This window comes from Cohnella sp. CFH 77786, from assembly GCF_019400745.1.
Taxonomy (GTDB): domain Bacteria; phylum Bacillota; class Bacilli; order Paenibacillales; family Paenibacillaceae; genus Cohnella.
The window spans coordinates 224,953-240,374 of sequence record NZ_WJIB01000011.1 but is presented as its reverse complement, the minus strand read 5'-3'; the positions used below and the strand labels follow the sequence as shown (position 1 = coordinate 240,374).

General features: G+C 58.9%; 18 protein-coding genes. 3 read left to right on the top strand and 15 right to left on the bottom strand.

The annotated features are described in order from the left end of the window. Positions 1-2: 2 nt before the first annotated feature. The 3 genes from GE107_RS17750 to pdxR all read right to left on the bottom strand — a co-directional run bounded on the left by GE107_RS17750 (position 3) and on the right by pdxR (position 3,286). Complete coding sequence (locus GE107_RS17750) at positions 3-1,289, bottom strand: homoserine dehydrogenase (RefSeq protein ID WP_219641318.1); 1,287 nt, start codon at positions 1,287-1,289, stop codon at positions 3-5. Positions 1,290-1,339: 50 nt separating this feature from the next. Further along, on the bottom strand, positions 1,340-1,777 hold the full coding sequence (locus tag GE107_RS17745) for an ACT domain-containing protein (RefSeq protein ID WP_219641317.1): 438 nt from the start codon (positions 1,775-1,777) through the stop codon (positions 1,340-1,342). 111 nt (positions 1,778-1,888) lie between these two features. Further along, a complete protein-coding gene (pdxR, locus tag GE107_RS17740) occupies positions 1,889-3,286 on the bottom strand; it encodes a MocR-like pyridoxine biosynthesis transcription factor PdxR (protein WP_219641316.1) in 1,398 nt (465 codons plus the stop codon). Positions 3,287-3,406: 120 nt separating this feature from the next. Between pdxR and GE107_RS27230 the strand changes: the two genes are divergently transcribed. Together GE107_RS27230 and GE107_RS17730 are read left to right on the top strand one after the other, a co-directional pair. Beyond that, a complete protein-coding gene (locus GE107_RS27230; RefSeq protein ID WP_370636449.1) occupies positions 3,407-3,634 on the top strand; it encodes a RidA family protein in 228 nt (75 codons plus the stop codon). 232 nt (positions 3,635-3,866) lie between these two features. Further along, complete coding sequence (locus tag GE107_RS17730; RefSeq protein WP_219641315.1) at positions 3,867-4,532, top strand: carboxylesterase family protein; 666 nt, start codon at positions 3,867-3,869, stop codon at positions 4,530-4,532. 28 nt (positions 4,533-4,560) lie between these two features. On the opposite strand, the gene GE107_RS17725 is transcribed toward GE107_RS17730, so the two are convergent. From GE107_RS17725 to GE107_RS27225, 9 genes are all read right to left on the bottom strand, one after another. After that, positions 4,561-4,770: a hypothetical protein gene (locus tag GE107_RS17725; protein ID WP_219641314.1), complete on the bottom strand. Its 210-nt coding sequence runs from the start codon at positions 4,768-4,770 to the stop codon at positions 4,561-4,563. Positions 4,771-5,139: 369 nt separating this feature from the next. Beyond that, positions 5,140-6,474 carry a GTPase ObgE gene (gene obgE / locus GE107_RS17720; RefSeq protein WP_219641313.1) on the bottom strand — a complete coding sequence of 445 codons (1,335 nt, stop codon included), beginning with the start codon at positions 6,472-6,474 and terminating at the stop codon, positions 5,140-5,142. Between the two features lie 16 nt (positions 6,475-6,490). Beyond that, positions 6,491-7,261 (bottom strand): Spo0B domain-containing protein, encoded by a 771-nt coding sequence (locus tag GE107_RS17715; protein WP_219641312.1) that lies wholly within the window; start codon positions 7,259-7,261, stop codon positions 6,491-6,493. 82 nt (positions 7,262-7,343) lie between these two features. Continuing rightward, the gene (gene rpmA, locus GE107_RS17710) at positions 7,344-7,655 is read right to left on the bottom strand and encodes a 50S ribosomal protein L27 (protein WP_219641311.1); all 312 of its coding nucleotides are present in this window, start codon (positions 7,653-7,655) and stop codon (positions 7,344-7,346) included. Between the two features lie 5 nt (positions 7,656-7,660). Next, positions 7,661-8,005, bottom strand: a complete 345-nt coding sequence (locus GE107_RS17705) for a ribosomal-processing cysteine protease Prp (RefSeq protein WP_219641310.1) — start codon at positions 8,003-8,005, stop codon at positions 7,661-7,663. 8 nt (positions 8,006-8,013) lie between these two features. Next, positions 8,014-8,325 carry a 50S ribosomal protein L21 gene (gene rplU / locus GE107_RS17700; protein WP_219641309.1) on the bottom strand — a complete coding sequence of 104 codons (312 nt, stop codon included), beginning with the start codon at positions 8,323-8,325 and terminating at the stop codon, positions 8,014-8,016. A 187-nt stretch (positions 8,326-8,512) separates the two neighbouring features. Next, the gene (locus GE107_RS17695; protein ID WP_219641308.1) at positions 8,513-9,748 is read right to left on the bottom strand and encodes an Rne/Rng family ribonuclease; all 1,236 of its coding nucleotides are present in this window, start codon (positions 9,746-9,748) and stop codon (positions 8,513-8,515) included. Between the two features lie 42 nt (positions 9,749-9,790). Then, on the bottom strand, positions 9,791-10,666 hold the full coding sequence (locus GE107_RS17690; RefSeq protein ID WP_255570572.1) for a site-2 protease family protein: 876 nt from the start codon (positions 10,664-10,666) through the stop codon (positions 9,791-9,793). After that, on the bottom strand, positions 10,659-11,450 hold the full coding sequence (locus GE107_RS27225; protein ID WP_219641307.1) for a peptidoglycan DD-metalloendopeptidase family protein: 792 nt from the start codon (positions 11,448-11,450) through the stop codon (positions 10,659-10,661). The genes GE107_RS17690 and GE107_RS27225 overlap by 8 nt, the downstream gene beginning before the upstream one ends. Positions 11,451-11,529: 79 nt before the next feature. Here GE107_RS27225 and GE107_RS17680 point away from each other — a divergent pair, with 79 nt between their 5' ends. Next, positions 11,530-11,793: a hypothetical protein gene (locus tag GE107_RS17680; RefSeq protein ID WP_219641306.1), complete on the top strand. Its 264-nt coding sequence runs from the start codon at positions 11,530-11,532 to the stop codon at positions 11,791-11,793. Between the two features lie 938 nt (positions 11,794-12,731). On the opposite strand, the gene GE107_RS17675 is transcribed toward GE107_RS17680, so the two are convergent. The 3 genes from GE107_RS17675 to GE107_RS17665 are packed head-to-tail and all read right to left on the bottom strand — an operon-like array spanning position 12,732 to position 15,345. Continuing rightward, a complete protein-coding gene (locus GE107_RS17675) occupies positions 12,732-13,877 on the bottom strand; it encodes an FtsW/RodA/SpoVE family cell cycle protein (RefSeq protein ID WP_219641305.1) in 1,146 nt (381 codons plus the stop codon). A gap of 6 nt (positions 13,878-13,883) precedes the next feature. Continuing rightward, a complete protein-coding gene (gene minD, locus GE107_RS17670) occupies positions 13,884-14,678 on the bottom strand; it encodes a septum site-determining protein MinD (protein ID WP_219641304.1) in 795 nt (264 codons plus the stop codon). Positions 14,679-14,682: 4 nt separating this feature from the next. Further along, positions 14,683-15,345, bottom strand: coding sequence for a septum site-determining protein MinC (locus tag GE107_RS17665; protein WP_219641303.1), 663 nt, complete (start codon positions 15,343-15,345; stop codon positions 14,683-14,685). Between the last annotated feature and the right edge of the window lie 77 nt (positions 15,346-15,422).

Below are 15,422 nucleotides of genomic sequence, written 5' to 3'. Positions count from 1 at the left end.
CATCAGCCTTCGACGCGGTATACGCTCTTGACGGTACGCACGGCGGAGAGTTCGCCGAATGCTTTCAGCACCAGGTTCATGGATTCTTTGCTGGCTTCGTGTGTGATGATGATCAGCTCCGCGCCTTTGCGGTCCGGAGTGGGCGGCTGCATGACGGATTCGATGCTGACGTCGCACTCGGAGAAAACCTGGGCGATTTGCATCAGCACGCCTGCGCGGTCTTCCACGTTGAGAAGCATGAAATATTTCGAAGCGATCTGACGGTCGCTCTTCAGCTTCTTCTCCTTATAAGAGATGTTCGCCTGCCGGCCGTTGACGCCGAGCTTCATGTTTTTGACGACGGCGACGAGGTCCGCGACGATCGAGGTGGCCGTCGGCAGCTCGCCCGCCCCGGGTCCGTAGAACATCGTTTCTCCTACCGCCTCTCCGTGGACGTAAACCGCGTTGAACACGCCGTTCACGGAAGCGATCGGATGACTCGCCTTCACGAACGTCGGCTGGACGCTGACGCTGATGTAGTCGTCCTGCCGTTCGGCGATGCCCAGCAGCTTGACCTCGTAACCGAGACGTTTGGCGTACCGGATATCCTCTTGCGACACGGAGCTGATCCCTTTCACGTCCACGTCGCCGAGCTCGACGGTGGCGCGGAAGCCCAAGGTGGCCAAAATCGTCATTTTGCGGGCGGCGTCCAACCCCTCCACGTCGGAGGTCGGATCCGCCTCGGCGTAGCCGAGCTCCTGGGCCTCCCGAAGCACGTCCGCATAGGCCGCGCCTTCCTGGCTCATTTTGGTCAAAATGTAGTTCGTCGTCCCGTTCACGATGCCCATGATCTTGGTGATCCTGTCCGAAGAGAACCCTTCGATCAGCGTGCGGATGATCGGGATGCCGCCGGCCACGCTCGCCTCGTACAGAATATCGCAGCCCTTCTCGTGGGCTTTGGCCAGCAGCTCCGGTCCGTGCAGCGCCATCAAGTCCTTGTTGGCCGTTACGATATGTTTGCCTCGCTCCAGCGCCTCCAGGATGAGTTCCTTGGTTTGGCCGACGCCGCCCATCACTTCGACGATGACGTCGATATCCGGGTCCGACACGATGTCCCACGGATCTTCCGTCAGCTTCGAGGGATCTATGGAAACATTCCTCGCTTTGCTGCGGTCTTTCACCAATATTTTATGGATCGAAATCGGGGAGCCTACCTGGCTCAGCAGATCGTCATGATGCCCTTCGACGATGCGCACGACCCCCGTTCCGACCGTCCCCAGTCCGAATAAGCCTACTTTTACCGTTTTCATGATGCCGTACTCCTCTCAAAATGCAATTCCGCATAGCGGCCTAAACGGCCTTACCCCCGGCCGACGACCGCCGTCCTCTTCACTCCGTCCGTCTGGCGAAGACGATCGATCAATTCCTGAAGCGTCCCTTGGAGACCGGAGGTTTCGAGCGACACGACGACGTTGGCCAAACCCTGCAGCGGGATGGATTGGTGGATCGTCAGCACATTGCCTTCGCAGGAAGCGAGCATGCCGAGAACCTTGGACAAAACGCCCGCCCGGTGCTCCAGATCCAGGGACAGAGTGGCGATCTTGTCCCTCGCGGCCTGCTCCAGCAAATAGACGCCGTCCTTGTACTTATAGAAGGCGCTGCGGCTGAGCCCGACGCGCTCCGCGGCCTCGTGCACCGTGGCCGCCTCCCCCCGGCGGAGGAGTTCCTTCGCTTGCTCCGTCTTCAGGATGCCTTCGGGCAGCAAATCCTCCCGGACGGCATAGTAGCGTTCCGCCATGACCGTCCTCCCAAAAAAGACGTTTGTTTATATATAGAGGACATTATAGCGGAATCCCCCACATCCGGCAATAGGCGAAAGTTTCGCCGCTCCGCTCCGCTCCTTCTGCCGTCATTCGCCCAAGATATCCCGCCAGGCCGCCTTTAACAATCGCACGCCTCGCTCCATGTCTCTCTCGTTCACGCCCCCGAAGCCAAGATAGATTTTGGGATTTCCGCTTGAGCGATTGACCCGTTCGTTTTGCGCGCCATAAACACGAACGCCTTCGGCCGCCGCCAGTTCAATGAGCTTTTCGGCCGTGCGGTCGGTTTTTACCCTCATTTCAATATGCAGCCCCGCGCTGTCGCCATTGATTTGAACGTAGTTCGGAAAATGAGCGTTCACCGTTTGGACAAGCTTCTCCCGTTTTTTGCCGTAGAGATGGCGCATTCGCCGGATATGCCGGTACCAATGCCCTCTCTCCATAAACCATTGCATCGCCCACTGCTCCGGGCGCGACGGGTGGGATAAAATTTGCCCCTTGGAATGAAGCTTCTCCGCAAGATGAACGGGGAGAACCATGTAGTTCATCCGGAGAGCAGGCGTAAACGCTTTTGAAAATGTCCCCATGTAAATGACGACGCCCTTCTGATCAAGTCCCTGAAGCGACGGGATGGTTTTGCCGGCATAACGAAACTCCCCGTCGTAATCGTCCTCGATAATATACCCGTCAAGTCTGTACGCCCAGTTCAGCAATTGTTGTCTTGTCGAATAAGGCATCGGGCTTCCCGAAGGGCGATGGGAAGGGGTCACGTAAACCGCCCGGATGTTTCGGCTCGCCAATTCGTTTACGGTCAGCTCGTTTTCCTCAAGCGGAACAGGGATCACGTGAAATCGGTGATGGTCGAATATCTCTTTGACTTGAGCGATTCCGTTTTCCTCCATGGCGATGGAAGTGATTCCCTCCAGAATGCGGGAAAGGAGAAATACGCTGTAGGAAATACCGGTTCCGATCACGATCTGTTCGGGTTCGCAGGAAACTTCCCTTGAGGTCCTCAAATACTGAGCCAAAGAAACGCGCAATGATAAGTCGCCTTTTGGATCCCCGTATTGATGAACGGCGTTTGCGTTAAGGGAGAGCGATTCGGCCAGAGCCGCCCTCCATAAACGCACCGGAAACGAATCTCCGTCGACGGCGAGCAGACTGAAGTCGATCGCATGATCCGAAGATCGGACATCTTTGAAGCTGCTGGAAACATCCTGCTGCGCCGCGGCCTTCCCGATCGGCTCGGGATTGACCACGAATAGACCCGATCTCGGTTTGCTGTGAAGGAAACCTTCTTCGAGCAGCATCCCATAAGCGGTTTCGACCGTCGTCTTGCTCAGGCTCAGCTGATCGCAGAGCAAGCGCTTCGACGGCATTTTCAAACCGTCCTGAAGATCCCCGGACAATATCAGTCCCCGAATTCGCCGGTAAAGCTGCATGTACAGAGGACCATCGTCTTCCACGGTCAGTTTAAGGTCAATCATTCGACCCATCCCATCTGGCCACTAAAAATAATAAACAACTGAACCTGTTTAAACGGCCAACAGCATTATAGACTTGGGCACAGCACTCATCAACACAAGCTAAGAATGGGGCGGATTGCGGTGGATGATATCGAGAAGCGATTGGCTTTGCTAGAAAACGTTCTGCCGGAAGCAAGCGAACCTGCGGCGAAATACGCGAACTTCGTATTCTCGAACGGTCTGCTGTTCGTTTCCGGAAGAGGGCCGGCTGGCAACCCGAAGGGCAAGCTGGGCCGGGATTTTACCACGGAAGAGGGGTGTCGATTCGCCCGCCAAACGGGAATCGAGGTTCTGGCCGTGCTGAAGTAGGCGCTCGGCGGTCTGGGTCGAGTAAAACAAGTCGTCATGGTCCAAGGTTTTGTGAATGCGGAACCGAATTTTGAAGATCACCATCTTGTTTGGAACGGTTTCTCGGACTTGATGACGGAGGTGTTCCGCGAAAAGGGGATGCTTGCGCGCTCGGTTATGAGGGCCACTTCGCTACGGGACAATCTGCCGATCGTGGTCGAATCGATTTTTGAAGTGGAAAGGGGTTAACGCGATGACCGTTCAACATCGTCATTTTCGTCAAACGATCACAAAACGGATCGATTTGGGGTTTCAACTGTTTTTGCCGGATGAGTATGAAACGAAGACGGATCGGTCCTGGCCGCTCATTCTGTTTCTGCACGGAGTCAAAAAGCGCGGATCGGATTTACGGCTGCTGGACGGTTACGGCCTTCCGTCGATTGCGGAAAATTGGAATGGCTTCGAATTTCTCGTCTTGGCGCCGCAATGTCCCGCTTATACCGACTGGACTTCGGAGCGCGATGCGGTTCTCGCGCTGCTGGAGCGAATTCTGTCCGACTACCGGGTAGATCCGGACAGGATTTATTTAACCGGATTTAGCATGGGAGGACACGGCGCGTGGGATTTGGCCGCTTATCGACCGGATCGCTTCGCGGCCGTCGTCCCGCTTGCAGGCTGGTTCGATCCCGAAGCTGCGCATTTGCTCGGGGAGATGCCGGTCTGGGCATTTCACGGGGAAGAGGATGATATGGTTCCTGTGCAGGCCACGAAGGACATGGTTCAGGCCCTCAAGTCGGCGGATGGGAACGTAACTTGCACCTTTTATCCCGGTTTGAAGCATTTCATTATGAACGAAACCTATCGGAATCCCGACTTGTACGCATGGTTGCTTGAGCATCGTAAACGAGAGGGATGCTGAACTGTCGATTCTGCAAGATCCCGTTTGTTCATTCCGACCGGAACGAGACGTTGCGGACGAATTCGTTGACGTCCAGAGCCGGGTGGTCGAACAGTTGACCAAGCTCGAAGTTCTCGACCCGGATGTTGTCATACGTCACGTTTCTTTCGCGCCAGGATGGAGTGCTGACGAGGGACCGGTACAAATCGAACGGCTGAATCTTGACGGGGATCACCCAGTTCACTGCATCTTCTTTCATCCCATGCCGATCCCCTTACGCCGGAGGATTCTTCGCTGACGCTCCAAGTTCTTACCAGCTTCCATGGCCTTCGTCCATACAGCCGGGACTCGGCTTCCTCTCTTTCCTCTCGCGAGGCCTTTTTGACGACGCGGCAGGATTCACTTGATGTTACGGCCTGGGATGTCGCTCGCCCTGTCTCCGACAGGTACTTCGTCGATACGCTTTTACGCACAGATTTCGCCATACGTAAGTATCCAAGCTACGCGGGGACTTGGCTCCTCCCGCGACCGGACTTTCACCGGCTAGAAGATGCGTGCATCTGGGCACGCGCCATAGAAAAAAGCCGACCGGCGTGCCATCCGCACCGCCATGGTCGGCTCTATTCCATTACTCGTCGTCGTACAGATAGGACTCGGCGCCGCCTTCGAAAAATTCGAACTCGAAGTCGCCGATCCGGATCGTGCTGCCGCCCTTGGCCCCCCGTTTGCGGAGTTCGGCGTCCAGCCCGATGTTGCGGAGAATGGTCGCGAAACGCATCACGGCTTCATAGGAGCCGAATTGCGTGCGTTTGACGAGTTTCTCGAGGGATTCGCTTTCGACGACGAACGTTTCGTTCTCGCGGCGGATCGTAAAATCGTACTCGTTGCCAGGGTCGTAGCGGTAGACGACCGCTTCGTCCGCGCCGGCTTGCTGCGCTTCTTCGAGCGCGGACGGCTCCGGCAGGGTGTCCAGCAGGTCCGCCACCCGGTACAGCAGCTCGGGAACGCCTTGCCGCGTCAGCGAAGAAATCGGCAGCACTTCGGTTTCCGGGGAAACCTCGGCGAGCTGCTTCCGGAATTCCTCCAGGAACAGCTCCGCGTCCGGCATGTCCATCTTGTTCGCCGCTACGATTTGCGGGCGCTCGGCCAGCTTGGCATTATACAGCTTGAGTTCTTCGTTGATCTTGACCCAGTCCTCGAACGGATCGCGCCCTTCGGTGCCGGACATGTCCACGACGTGCACGATGATTCTCGTCCGTTCGACGTGCCGGAGGAATTCGTGGCCGAGCCCGACGCCGGCATGGGCGCCTTCGATCAGCCCCGGCAAATCCGCCATGACGAAGCTGCGATCGTCGTCCAGGTCGACGACGCCCAGATTCGGGGTCAGCGTGGTGAAATGGTACGCCCCGATTTTGGGACGCGCGCCGGACACGACCGACAGCAGCGTCGATTTCCCGACGCTCGGGAAACCGACCAGACCGACGTCCGCCATCACCTTCAGCTCGAGCACGACCCAGCGCTCTTGCCCTTCCTCGCCGTTCTCCGCGATGGCCGGGGCGGGATTGTTCGGAGCCCGGAAACGGGTATTCCCGCGTCCGCCGCGTCCGCCCTTGGCGACGACGACCTCTTGACCGTGGCGGGTCAAATCCGCGATGACTTCGCCGGTGTCGTCGTCCATGACGACCGTTCCGGGAGGAACCCGCACGATCAGGTCATCGGCATTGGCGCCATGCTGCGACTTGTTCCTGCCCTTCTCCCCGCGCGGCGCTTTGAAATGCTTCTGGTAGCGGAAATCCATCAGCGTGCGCAGTCCTTCGTCCACCCGGAAAATAACGTCGCCGCCGTCCCCGCCGTCCCCGCCCGCGGGGCCGCCTTCCGGCACATACAGCTCGCGGCGGAACGCGACCAAGCCGTCGCCGCCGTCCCCGCCTTTTACAAACACTTTCGCTTTATCCACAAACATGATGAGTTCAGCTCCGTTATGCGGTCAGCGGGAAGGTAGCGAGCAGCCGCCGGGACTTGCCCTGCGCTCCCGCCTCTTCCTCTTCCGTGAATTGTCCCAGTCCCTCAAGCAAGCTTTGCGCTTCGCCTGCCAGACCCAGGCTCTGCCCCGAGGCCCATTCCCCTTCGTACTCCAATTCGACGTGCAAGGCTTCCTCCGTCCGGAAGATCGACATGCGGAGCAGGCTCTCCCCGGATGCCGGGGCGGCCGTCCGGTAACGAATCGCGTTCACCAAGCCGATGAGGCAGGACGCCAGCTTGTCCGAATCCAGAGGGAGACGGTCCAGGCTGACGCCTTCGCCGACGTTCACGTCCAGCCGCATGTGGTCGCAGATCGTCCGGAAGGAGAGGAGATAGGTGGACAGCTCCGCGTTCCCGAGCTGGGACACCCGGCTGTCGTTCTCCATTCTTCCCCTTATTCTGTCCACGATCTCGGCCGCTTTATCGGGCTTGTTCAATCTTAAGTATCCGTACAAAATTTGCAGATCGTTCATCCAATCATGGCGATGGTGGCTGAGCGTCCGTATGGCGGAGAGACGGGCGTGATCGAGCATCCGGCTGCTGCGGCGCTGCCACTTCCGCTTCACCATGGATGCGTATAACGCCGCCGCCCCCAGCGTCCATACGATCAATAGCGCCGGCGGCCACCAGGATTCCCGCCATATGAACACGGCCGCCGCGGGAATCGCCGTCGACGCGAACGCCGCGATCCCCCATCGGGTGCTGTCATCAGGATACGCAGGACGCACGCCCTTTCATCCTTCCTTAAGGGAAACTGACATTAACGCAAAAACCCCGGCCGCGTACGCCGGCCGGGATTCTGGATGCGTATTATACTTCGAGAGCGGCCGCAACGGGCGCTTGCTCGGCGGGATAGACGCTGACTTTCTTGCGGTCGCGTCCCCAACGCTCGAATTTGACGACGCCTTCCACTTTCGCGAACAGTGTATCGTCCTTGCCGATGCCGACGTTGGTGCCCGGGTGGATCTTCGTGCCGCGCTGGCGCACGAGAATGCTGCCCGCGGTCACGATTTGGCCGTCCGCGCGTTTCGCGCCCAGACGTTTGGACCGGCTGTCGCGTCCGTTCTTGGTCGAGCCTACGCCCTTCTTCGAGGCGAACAGCTGAAGATTCAGCTTCAACATGGTGTCTACCTCCTTCTATGCTTGATCGTTTCTTGTATTTGCACGTACTTTCCGTACTCATCCGCAATGGTTTGCAGCGAGACAAGCATTCCTTCCAGCAGAAGCTGCGCGCGGCTTTCCAGCTCGGGATCGCCGCCCTGAGGCGCTTCGGCCGTCAGCCAACCGCCCCGCATTTTCGCCTTCGGAACGAGCCCCGTCAGCTGTTCGATCGCGTTGACGGCTCCGACGGTAACCGCAGAGACGCCCGCGCAAACGATATCTTGGCCGGGAACGTCATACCCCGCGTGACCCGAAACGGAAAACCGCCGGATCCGGCCGTCCTCGCCGCGTTCGATCGTAACCGTAATCATCGGGCCTCTTACGCCTTGATGGATTCGATCGTCACTTTCGTGTACGGCTGGCGATGGCCTTGCTTGCGATGGTAGTTCTTCTTCGGCTTGTACTTGTAGACGATGATTTTCTCGCCTTTGACATGCTTCTCGACTTTACCCGTAACGGTTGCGCCTGCAACGAGCGGGCTGCCCGCGTTAAAGCCTTTGTCTCCGGATACGGCCAACACGCGGTCAAACGTGACGCTGTCGCCCTCGTTCGCGGACAATTTCTCCACGAAGATGACGTCGCCTGCTTGAACCTTGTATTGCTTGCCTCCGGTTTCGATAATCGCGTACATCTGGTGCACCTCCCATACTTAAGACTCGCCTCTTCGGGTGCCGGTTGCCGCGGCCAATCGCTTTCGGCCAGGGCAGCGCCGGTCTTGTCGACCCGGTGGAGTGCGGTTTCCGCATGCAATCCCATTGCACGCACTCAAACATATTACCACAACGGCCGCCTAATCGCAATCGCATTTTCTCCCAAGATCACCGAACGGATATTTTGCCCCGTCCCTTGCACGCCGGACACGTTTCCAGGAAGAAGCTCGATACGCTTTCCCTTGCTTTCTTGCGCGTAATCTCCAGAAGACCAAGGCGCGTCCACCCGACGACCTGGCATTTGGTGCGGTCCCGCCGCATCGTCGTCTCGAGCGCCAGTTCGACCTGCCTCCGGTGCTCTTCCTTCTCCATATCGATGAAGTCCACGATGATGATGCCGCCCAAGTCGCGCAGCCGGAGCAGCCTCGCGATTTCTTCGGCCGCCTCGAGGTTCGTGCGGAACACGGTTTCCTCCAGGTCCACCGATCCCGTGTACTTGCCCGTGTTCACGTCGATGGCCGTCAGGGCTTCCGTTTGGTCCCACACCAGATAACCGCCGCTGGGAAGACGCACATGGGATTGGAAAGCCCTGTCCGCCTGCTCCCTGATCCCGAACTTGTCGAACAGGGGGACCGAATCGCGGTACAGGCGCAATCTGGTTTCCATCCCCGGAACGGCTTGGCGAAGGTAGGCCCTCGCTTCCTCCATGCAGCCTTCGTCGTCGAAAATGAGCTCCTCCGTATCGGGCGTCACGATATCCCGCACCATCCGCTGGACAAGTCCGTGATCCCGGTGCAGTTCGGCCGGGGCTTCCGAGTGGCGCCCCCTTTTCTCCGCCTCCCGCCAAATCCGGCGCAGACGCTCCAAATCGGCTTCCAGCGCCTCCCGATGGATCCCTTCCGCGTTCGTCCGCAAGATGAGCCCTTCTCCGGGCTCGCGCAGCTCCTCCGCCATCGACCGCAGCCGGCTCCGCTCGGGCTCGGCTTCGATTTTCTTGGAAATGCCCACGTAATCCGCTTGCGGCATATAGACGAGCCAGCGCCCGGGCAAGGAGTAATGGGTCGTCACCCGCGCTCCTTTGCCCCCGAGAGGCTCCTTCATCACCTGCACGATCCGCTCGTCGCCCGGCGACAGCAATTCCGAGATCGAAGGCTTGTCCTTGGGCTGCTTCTCGAGGTGGTGGTGCAAGGCGTCGTCCACGTATAGAAAAGCGTTTTTGGAAAGGCCGATATCGACGAACGCCGCTTGCATGCCGGGCAGCACGTTGACCACCCGTCCCTTGTATAGGTTGCCGACGAGGGAAGACGCCTCCGACTTTTCGACGCTGAGCTCGGTCAAACGACCGTCCTCCAGCAGCGCCAGCTGGGTGAGGTTCCGCGCGCTATGGACAAACAGCTGCTTCATGCCGCCCTCCGTTCACGATGCCAACGACTTCTCCGTTCCATTTTACATGAAAAAGCGGAAATCCGCATTCCCCGGCGTAAGGCGGCTCAATATCCCTTCGATGACGGCGCCTTCCGGCACGACTTTGGCGATTCTTCCCCTTTTCATGACATACACGAGATGGTAGCCCTCCTTCATGAAGAGCCGCAAAGCCGCGGAGACCGGACGGCTCTCGGAGATGACGATCGGACGGGCGAGAACGCCCGTGTCGAAATGGCGCTCGGACCGGCTCGCGCGATGCATCAGGAATCGGAGGAACAGATACGGCACGCTCCGCAGGTGGTGCCAATTGGAGTAACACAAAAAAAGCCCGATCGCCAGCAGGTTCAACTGAAGCAAATCCCCGTACAACAGCGGGACGAACGACGCCGCGACGATCGCCGCGCTGAACGCGAGACTGATTCTGGCGCACCAGACGAGCGTGCGGTGGAACGGAACGTACAAGCTGATCCATGCCTGGAGCAGTTTGCCCCCGTCGAGAGGCAGAATGGGGAGCAGGTTGAAGCAGCAGACGAGCAGGTTGGCCCTCACGAATTCATGCGCCCACGCCGCATCTACCCAGCCGGCTTGTCCCGCCAACCATCCGGCCGCCCCGAGCCACACGTTCTGAAGCGGGCCGGCGATCGCCACCCACGCTTCTTCGCGGGCCGGCAGCGCCCCGGCCTCCTCCACCTCGGCCACGCCTCCGAACGGCAGCAGCTTCACTTCCTTAAACGTCCAGCCGAATCCGATCCCGACCGCGACGTGTCCCAATTCATGGATCAGCACGATCAGGAACAGCACGGCCAGCTCCAAAAAACGCCCGGTCGCCACCGATGCCAGCATGACCAGCACGAACAAGGGATGCAGCCGGAACTCGATGCCTCTCCATTTAATCAAACGGCACCACTTCCGCGGGGTCCACGGTTTTGCCGTTCTGCTTCACAGCGAAATACAGCAAGCTCTCCCCGCCTTTATCGATCGGGGCGGGAACGGTGCCGATCCGCCCGCCCGCCTCCACCCAATCGTTCGGCTGAACCGACGGATGCTCGACGTTCCCGTAGATCGTGACGATCCGGCCGGCGTGCTGGACGAGAACGGTCGACTTGCCGTTGTCTTCGGAGGCCACCTGCAGAACCCGGCCGGCGTACACGGCTTTCACCGCGCTTCCTCCGGCGGCCGCGATACGGATGCCGGTGCCGTCTTCGGCGAACGTCCGGATGAGCCGGCCCTCCGTCGGCAGCACCGCTTCGCTGCGCTTCCATCCGCCGAATACGGCTTTCGTTTCCCCCTTGCTTCGGAACATCGGCAGGAAAGAGGGAGAGCCTCCGAAGGTTTGCTCGTACCAGGCTTCCACGGCTTGGAAATCCATGTCCCGGGTGACCGCGTCGACCGTCCAGGACCGGGCTTCCCGGCTTCCCGGGAGCTCGGAATGGAACCAGATCCAGGCTGCCGCGAACAGGAACGCGGAAGCCGCGAGACGGACCGCAAAGCCGGTTGCCAGCCGGGAGAGGGAGCGGTCGCCGGATCCGGGCGGGGACGGGGGCGCGGAGGCAGGAGCGAGGCCGCCGGCGCCTCTCCATGAGGGCGCGGACCGGTCCCGCCGCTTCTGCTGCTCTTTCCACCATTTCTCGGGGTCCGGGTCGGGGCCGGACTCGTGCGATCCGCCCGGTCTCTCCGGCACGGGAGGGAACAAATCGCCGGTATCGCCCGTTTGGTTCGAGTGATGGGAAGCGTGCGGTGCATTCGGCGGGCTGGTTGCGTTGGAAGCGAAGGATGCGTTTGTTGGAAGGGATGCGTTCGATGGATGGGATGCGTTCGATGGATGGGATGCGTTCGATGGATGGAATCCGTTCGATGGATGGGATGCGTTCGATGGTTTCCAGGAGTTGCTCGATCCTAATGCTTTATTCGAATGGTGTGGAGTATTCGTGAAGTACGATGAATTCGATGCACGAGAGCTGCCCCAGCCGCGCGACTCGTTCGATTGGACGGTTGCGTCCGAAGCGTTCGGGAAGACAGCTTGATCGAAGGGTTCCGGTGAGCCCCTGCTTTTTCGCATCTCGAACGGATCTGAAAACCCCTGCGATTCGAAAGCTCCCGCCAAATTCCCGTTTCCTTCTCCGCTTTCGCCGTACGGACGCTGTCCAAGCAGCTGCGCCATGCGTTCCCGCCTTCTGCGGCGGACGTTGTCGCGGATCTCCATGCCAAGCCCTCCTTGTCCGCATTGGTTACTATCAGCCTATGGCGGACAACCGGGGAATAGGACAGAAATCCGTGTCCATGCGCTTGTACCTCAACTCCGGCTCTCCCACGCGATTTCGAGCGAGTTAAGTCCCTTTGTACCTCAACTCCGGCTCTTCCACGCGATTTCGAGCGAGTTAAGTCCCTTTGTACCTCAACTCCGGCTCTCCCACGCGATTTCGAGCGAGTTAAGTCCCTTTGTACCTCAACTCCGGCTCTTCCACGCGATTTCGAGCGAGTTAAGTCCCTTTGTACCTCAACTTCGGCTCTCCCACGCGATTTCGAGCGAGTTAAGTCCCTTTGTACCTCAATTCCGGCTCTTCCACGCGATTTCGAGCGAGTTAAGTCCCTTTGTACCTCAACTCCGGCTCTCCCGCGCGATTTCGAGCGAGTTAAGTCCCTTTGTACCTCAACTCCGGCTCTCCCACGCGATTTCGAGCGAGTTAAGTCCCTTTGTACCTCAATTCCGGCTCTTCCACGCGATTTCGAGCGAGTTAAGTCCCTTTGTACCTCAACTCCGCCTCTCCCACGCGATTTCGAGCGAGTTAAGTCCCTTTGTACCTCAACTCCGGCTCTTCCACGCGATTTCGAGCGAGTTAAGTCCCTTTGTACCTCAATTCCGGCTCTCCCACGCGATTTCGAGCGAGTTAAGTCCCTTCCACCGCTCTCCGCTTTCCAGAAGAGCATCCGACCAAAAAACGCCGCGCTTATGCGCGACGCCTCACGTTTCCACTTCGTATTTCTCCTGATGGGCCCGGATGCTGAAAATAAGACCGATCGAGGCCATGTTGAGGATGAGCGACGTCCCCCCGTAGCTGATGAAGGGCAGCGTGATGCCCGTAATCGGCATGATGCCGATCATCATCCCGATGTTCTGGAAGACCTGGAACACCATCATGGTGGCGATGCCGATGATGATGAAGGAGCCTTTCAAATCATAGCATTGATAGGCGATAATGATCATCCGGTAAATGAAGAGGAAATACAGCAGCAGGAGAATCGCAGCCCCTTGGAAGCCGAATTCCTCGCCGATGACGACGAAAATCGAGTCGGAATAGGGGTACGGAATGAACTTCCGGTTTTTGGATTCCCCTTTCATGAACCCGTCCCCGGTCAGCCCGCCGGAGCCGATGGCAATCTTGGCGTATCGCGACTGCCGGCTCTCGTCCGCCGAGGCTTCCTCCGGATGGATATACGTGTTGATCCTCTGGTACCAATGGACCTTGTCCTTGGACTCCAAATAGTCGTGGATTTCCTTGTTGTACGTGTTGAACAAGGTGACGAACAGCAGCAAGCCGCCGACGACGGCGGTTAAGCCTATCAAAACGTACGAATATCGGACATTGCCGATCCATAACATGCCGAGCGTGATGAAAATGTAAATGACGGCGTTCCCCAAATCGGGCTGGATCATGACGAGGGCGAACGGAACGAACGCCGCGAGGGCCACAAGCGAAACGTCGCTTCTCATCCGCAGCGGGTCGCCCTGCCGTCGTCCCATGATCGCCGCGATCGCCAGGATAAGGAACAGCTTCATGATCTCGGCCGGTTGTACGGAGAACTGGCCGAATTCGAACCAGCTGCGCGCCCCGTTGCGGATCGGCGCGAACTTGAAGACGAGCACCAGCAGCAGAAGTCCGATTCCGTACCAAACGTACCACGTTTTCAACAGCAGGCGGTAATCGAACAAGGTCATCAGCATGACCACGACAAATCCAATCGCGTAGAAAACAAGCGTCTTGATGTCGAAATGCGGGTACAGCGGGTTGCCGTGCGTCGCGCTCCGGACGAGCAGCGTGCTGAAGCACATCAACACGCCCAGGATCAGGAGCATCATCCAATCCATTTTTTTCAGTTTATTCAACAAAGCCGATCAACTCATTCCCAAAAACTTCTTGACCCGGCGGAACATGCCGGCTTTCTCGTCCAATTGGAGAAGCGGCACGGTCTCGCCGAGGATCCGGCGGGCGATGTTCCGGTAGGCGATGGCGGCGCGCGAGGACGGGTTCATGACCGTCGGCTCGCCGGAGTTCGCCGCCTTGATGACGAGCTCGTCATCCGGCACGATGCCGAGGAGATCGATGGCGAGCACTTGGCAAATGTCGTCGATCTCCAGCATGTCGCCGCTCTTCAGCAGGTTCGGACGGATCCGGTTGATGATCAGCTTCGGGGAAGCCATCTTCGATTTCTCCAGCAGCCCGATCACCCGGTCCGCATCGCGGACGGCGGCATTCTCGGGCGTCGTCACGACGATCGCCTGGTCCGCGCCGGCGACCGCGTTCCGGAATCCTTGCTCGATTCCGGCCGGGCAATCGATGATGATGTAGTCGAAATCCGGCTTCAGGCTCTCTATGATTTGACGGACCTGCTCCGGCGAGATGTCGTTCTTGTCCTTCGTCTGAGCGGCGGGAAGCATGTACAGCTCGTCGAACCGCTTGTCCTTGACCAGCGCCTGGTTCACCCGGCAGCGGCCTTCGGCGACGTCGATCAAGTCGTAGATGATGCGGTTTTCCAGTCCCATGACCACGTCCAGATTGCGCAATCCGATGTCGGTGTCGACCATGCAAACCTTTTTCCCCATCAGCGCGAGCGCCGTTCCCAAATTGGCCGACGTCGTGGTTTTGCCGACGCCTCCCTTGCCGGACGTCACCACAATCGCTTCTCCCATGTTCCTACACTCCTTTGAACTGCATGACTTCCTTGCGATGACGCCCGAGGCTCGACAGTTTGTCGATCGCCATCGCGCCTTCCCGCAAGAACGCGTATTCCATCCAAGGTTCGGACGAGAGCCACTCGTCCGGCGGCCGGCTGATGACGTCTGCGATCCGCAGTTGCGTCGGCTTCATGAGGGAAGCCGCGATGATCGCGCTTCCGTCTCCGTCCGAACCGGCGTGGGCGGTTCCCCGAAGCGCGCCGAGCACGTAGATGTCCCCCGTGCAGCGCAGCGTTCCGCCGGGATTGACGTCGCCCAGCAGGAGCAGATGTCCTTCGCGTTCGACCGTTTGTCCCGAACGGACGATTCCGGTCATCGTATGGAGAACCGGTTTGGCCGCGTCATCCGGGTCCGCCGGCAGAGGGTCGCTATCGATGGACTGCACGAGCAGGTTGCCCTGCCGTTTCAAAGCCGAGCGGAGTTTTTCCTTATCCTCTTCCCCGAGCCGGCGGGAGCCGAGCCTCAGGAACACGTGAACAATCGGCCCGGTGAATTGCTGTTCATGCTTGTCCAGCTTGGCGTTCAGGTCTTCCAGGAGCTGATCGAAGGCGCATTGGTCGTCCAACAGGAAGACCAAGCCTTCCTTGACGCCTTTGATCGTAATGAGAGATTTGCCGGCCACGTAGTCGTTCCTCCCTTGACACTATGAGAATTCTGCCACGCACAGCTGAATTCCTGCCGCGGGGCCGCAAATCCGCA

Bases quoted from the DNA above. Each gene is read 5' to 3' on its own strand.
- GE107_RS17750 (WP_219641318.1), bottom strand. From the start codon at position 1,289: ATGAAAACGGTAAAAGTAGGCTTATTCGGACTGGGGACGGTCGGAACG.
- GE107_RS17705 (WP_219641310.1), bottom strand. From the start codon at position 8,005: ATGATTACGGTTACGATCGAACGCGGCGAGGACGGCCGGATCCGGCGG.
- GE107_RS17725 (WP_219641314.1), bottom strand. From the start codon at position 4,770: ATGAAAGAAGATGCAGTGAACTGGGTGATCCCCGTCAAGATTCAGCCG.
- rplU (WP_219641309.1), bottom strand. From the start codon at position 8,325: ATGTACGCGATTATCGAAACCGGAGGCAAGCAATACAAGGTTCAAGCA.
- obgE (WP_219641313.1), bottom strand. From the start codon at position 6,474: ATGTTTGTGGATAAAGCGAAAGTGTTTGTAAAAGGCGGGGACGGCGGC.
- minD (WP_219641304.1), bottom strand. From the start codon at position 14,678: ATGGGAGAAGCGATTGTGGTGACGTCCGGCAAGGGAGGCGTCGGCAAA.
- pdxR (WP_219641316.1), bottom strand. From the start codon at position 3,286: ATGATTGACCTTAAACTGACCGTGGAAGACGATGGTCCTCTGTACATG.
- rpmA (WP_219641311.1), bottom strand. From the start codon at position 7,655: ATGTTGAAGCTGAATCTTCAGCTGTTCGCCTCGAAGAAGGGCGTAGGC.
- GE107_RS17730 (WP_219641315.1), top strand. From the start codon at position 3,867: ATGACCGTTCAACATCGTCATTTTCGTCAAACGATCACAAAACGGATC.
- GE107_RS17745 (WP_219641317.1), bottom strand. From the start codon at position 1,777: ATGGCGGAACGCTACTATGCCGTCCGGGAGGATTTGCTGCCCGAAGGC.
- GE107_RS17695 (WP_219641308.1), bottom strand. From the start codon at position 9,748: ATGAAGCAGCTGTTTGTCCATAGCGCGCGGAACCTCACCCAGCTGGCG.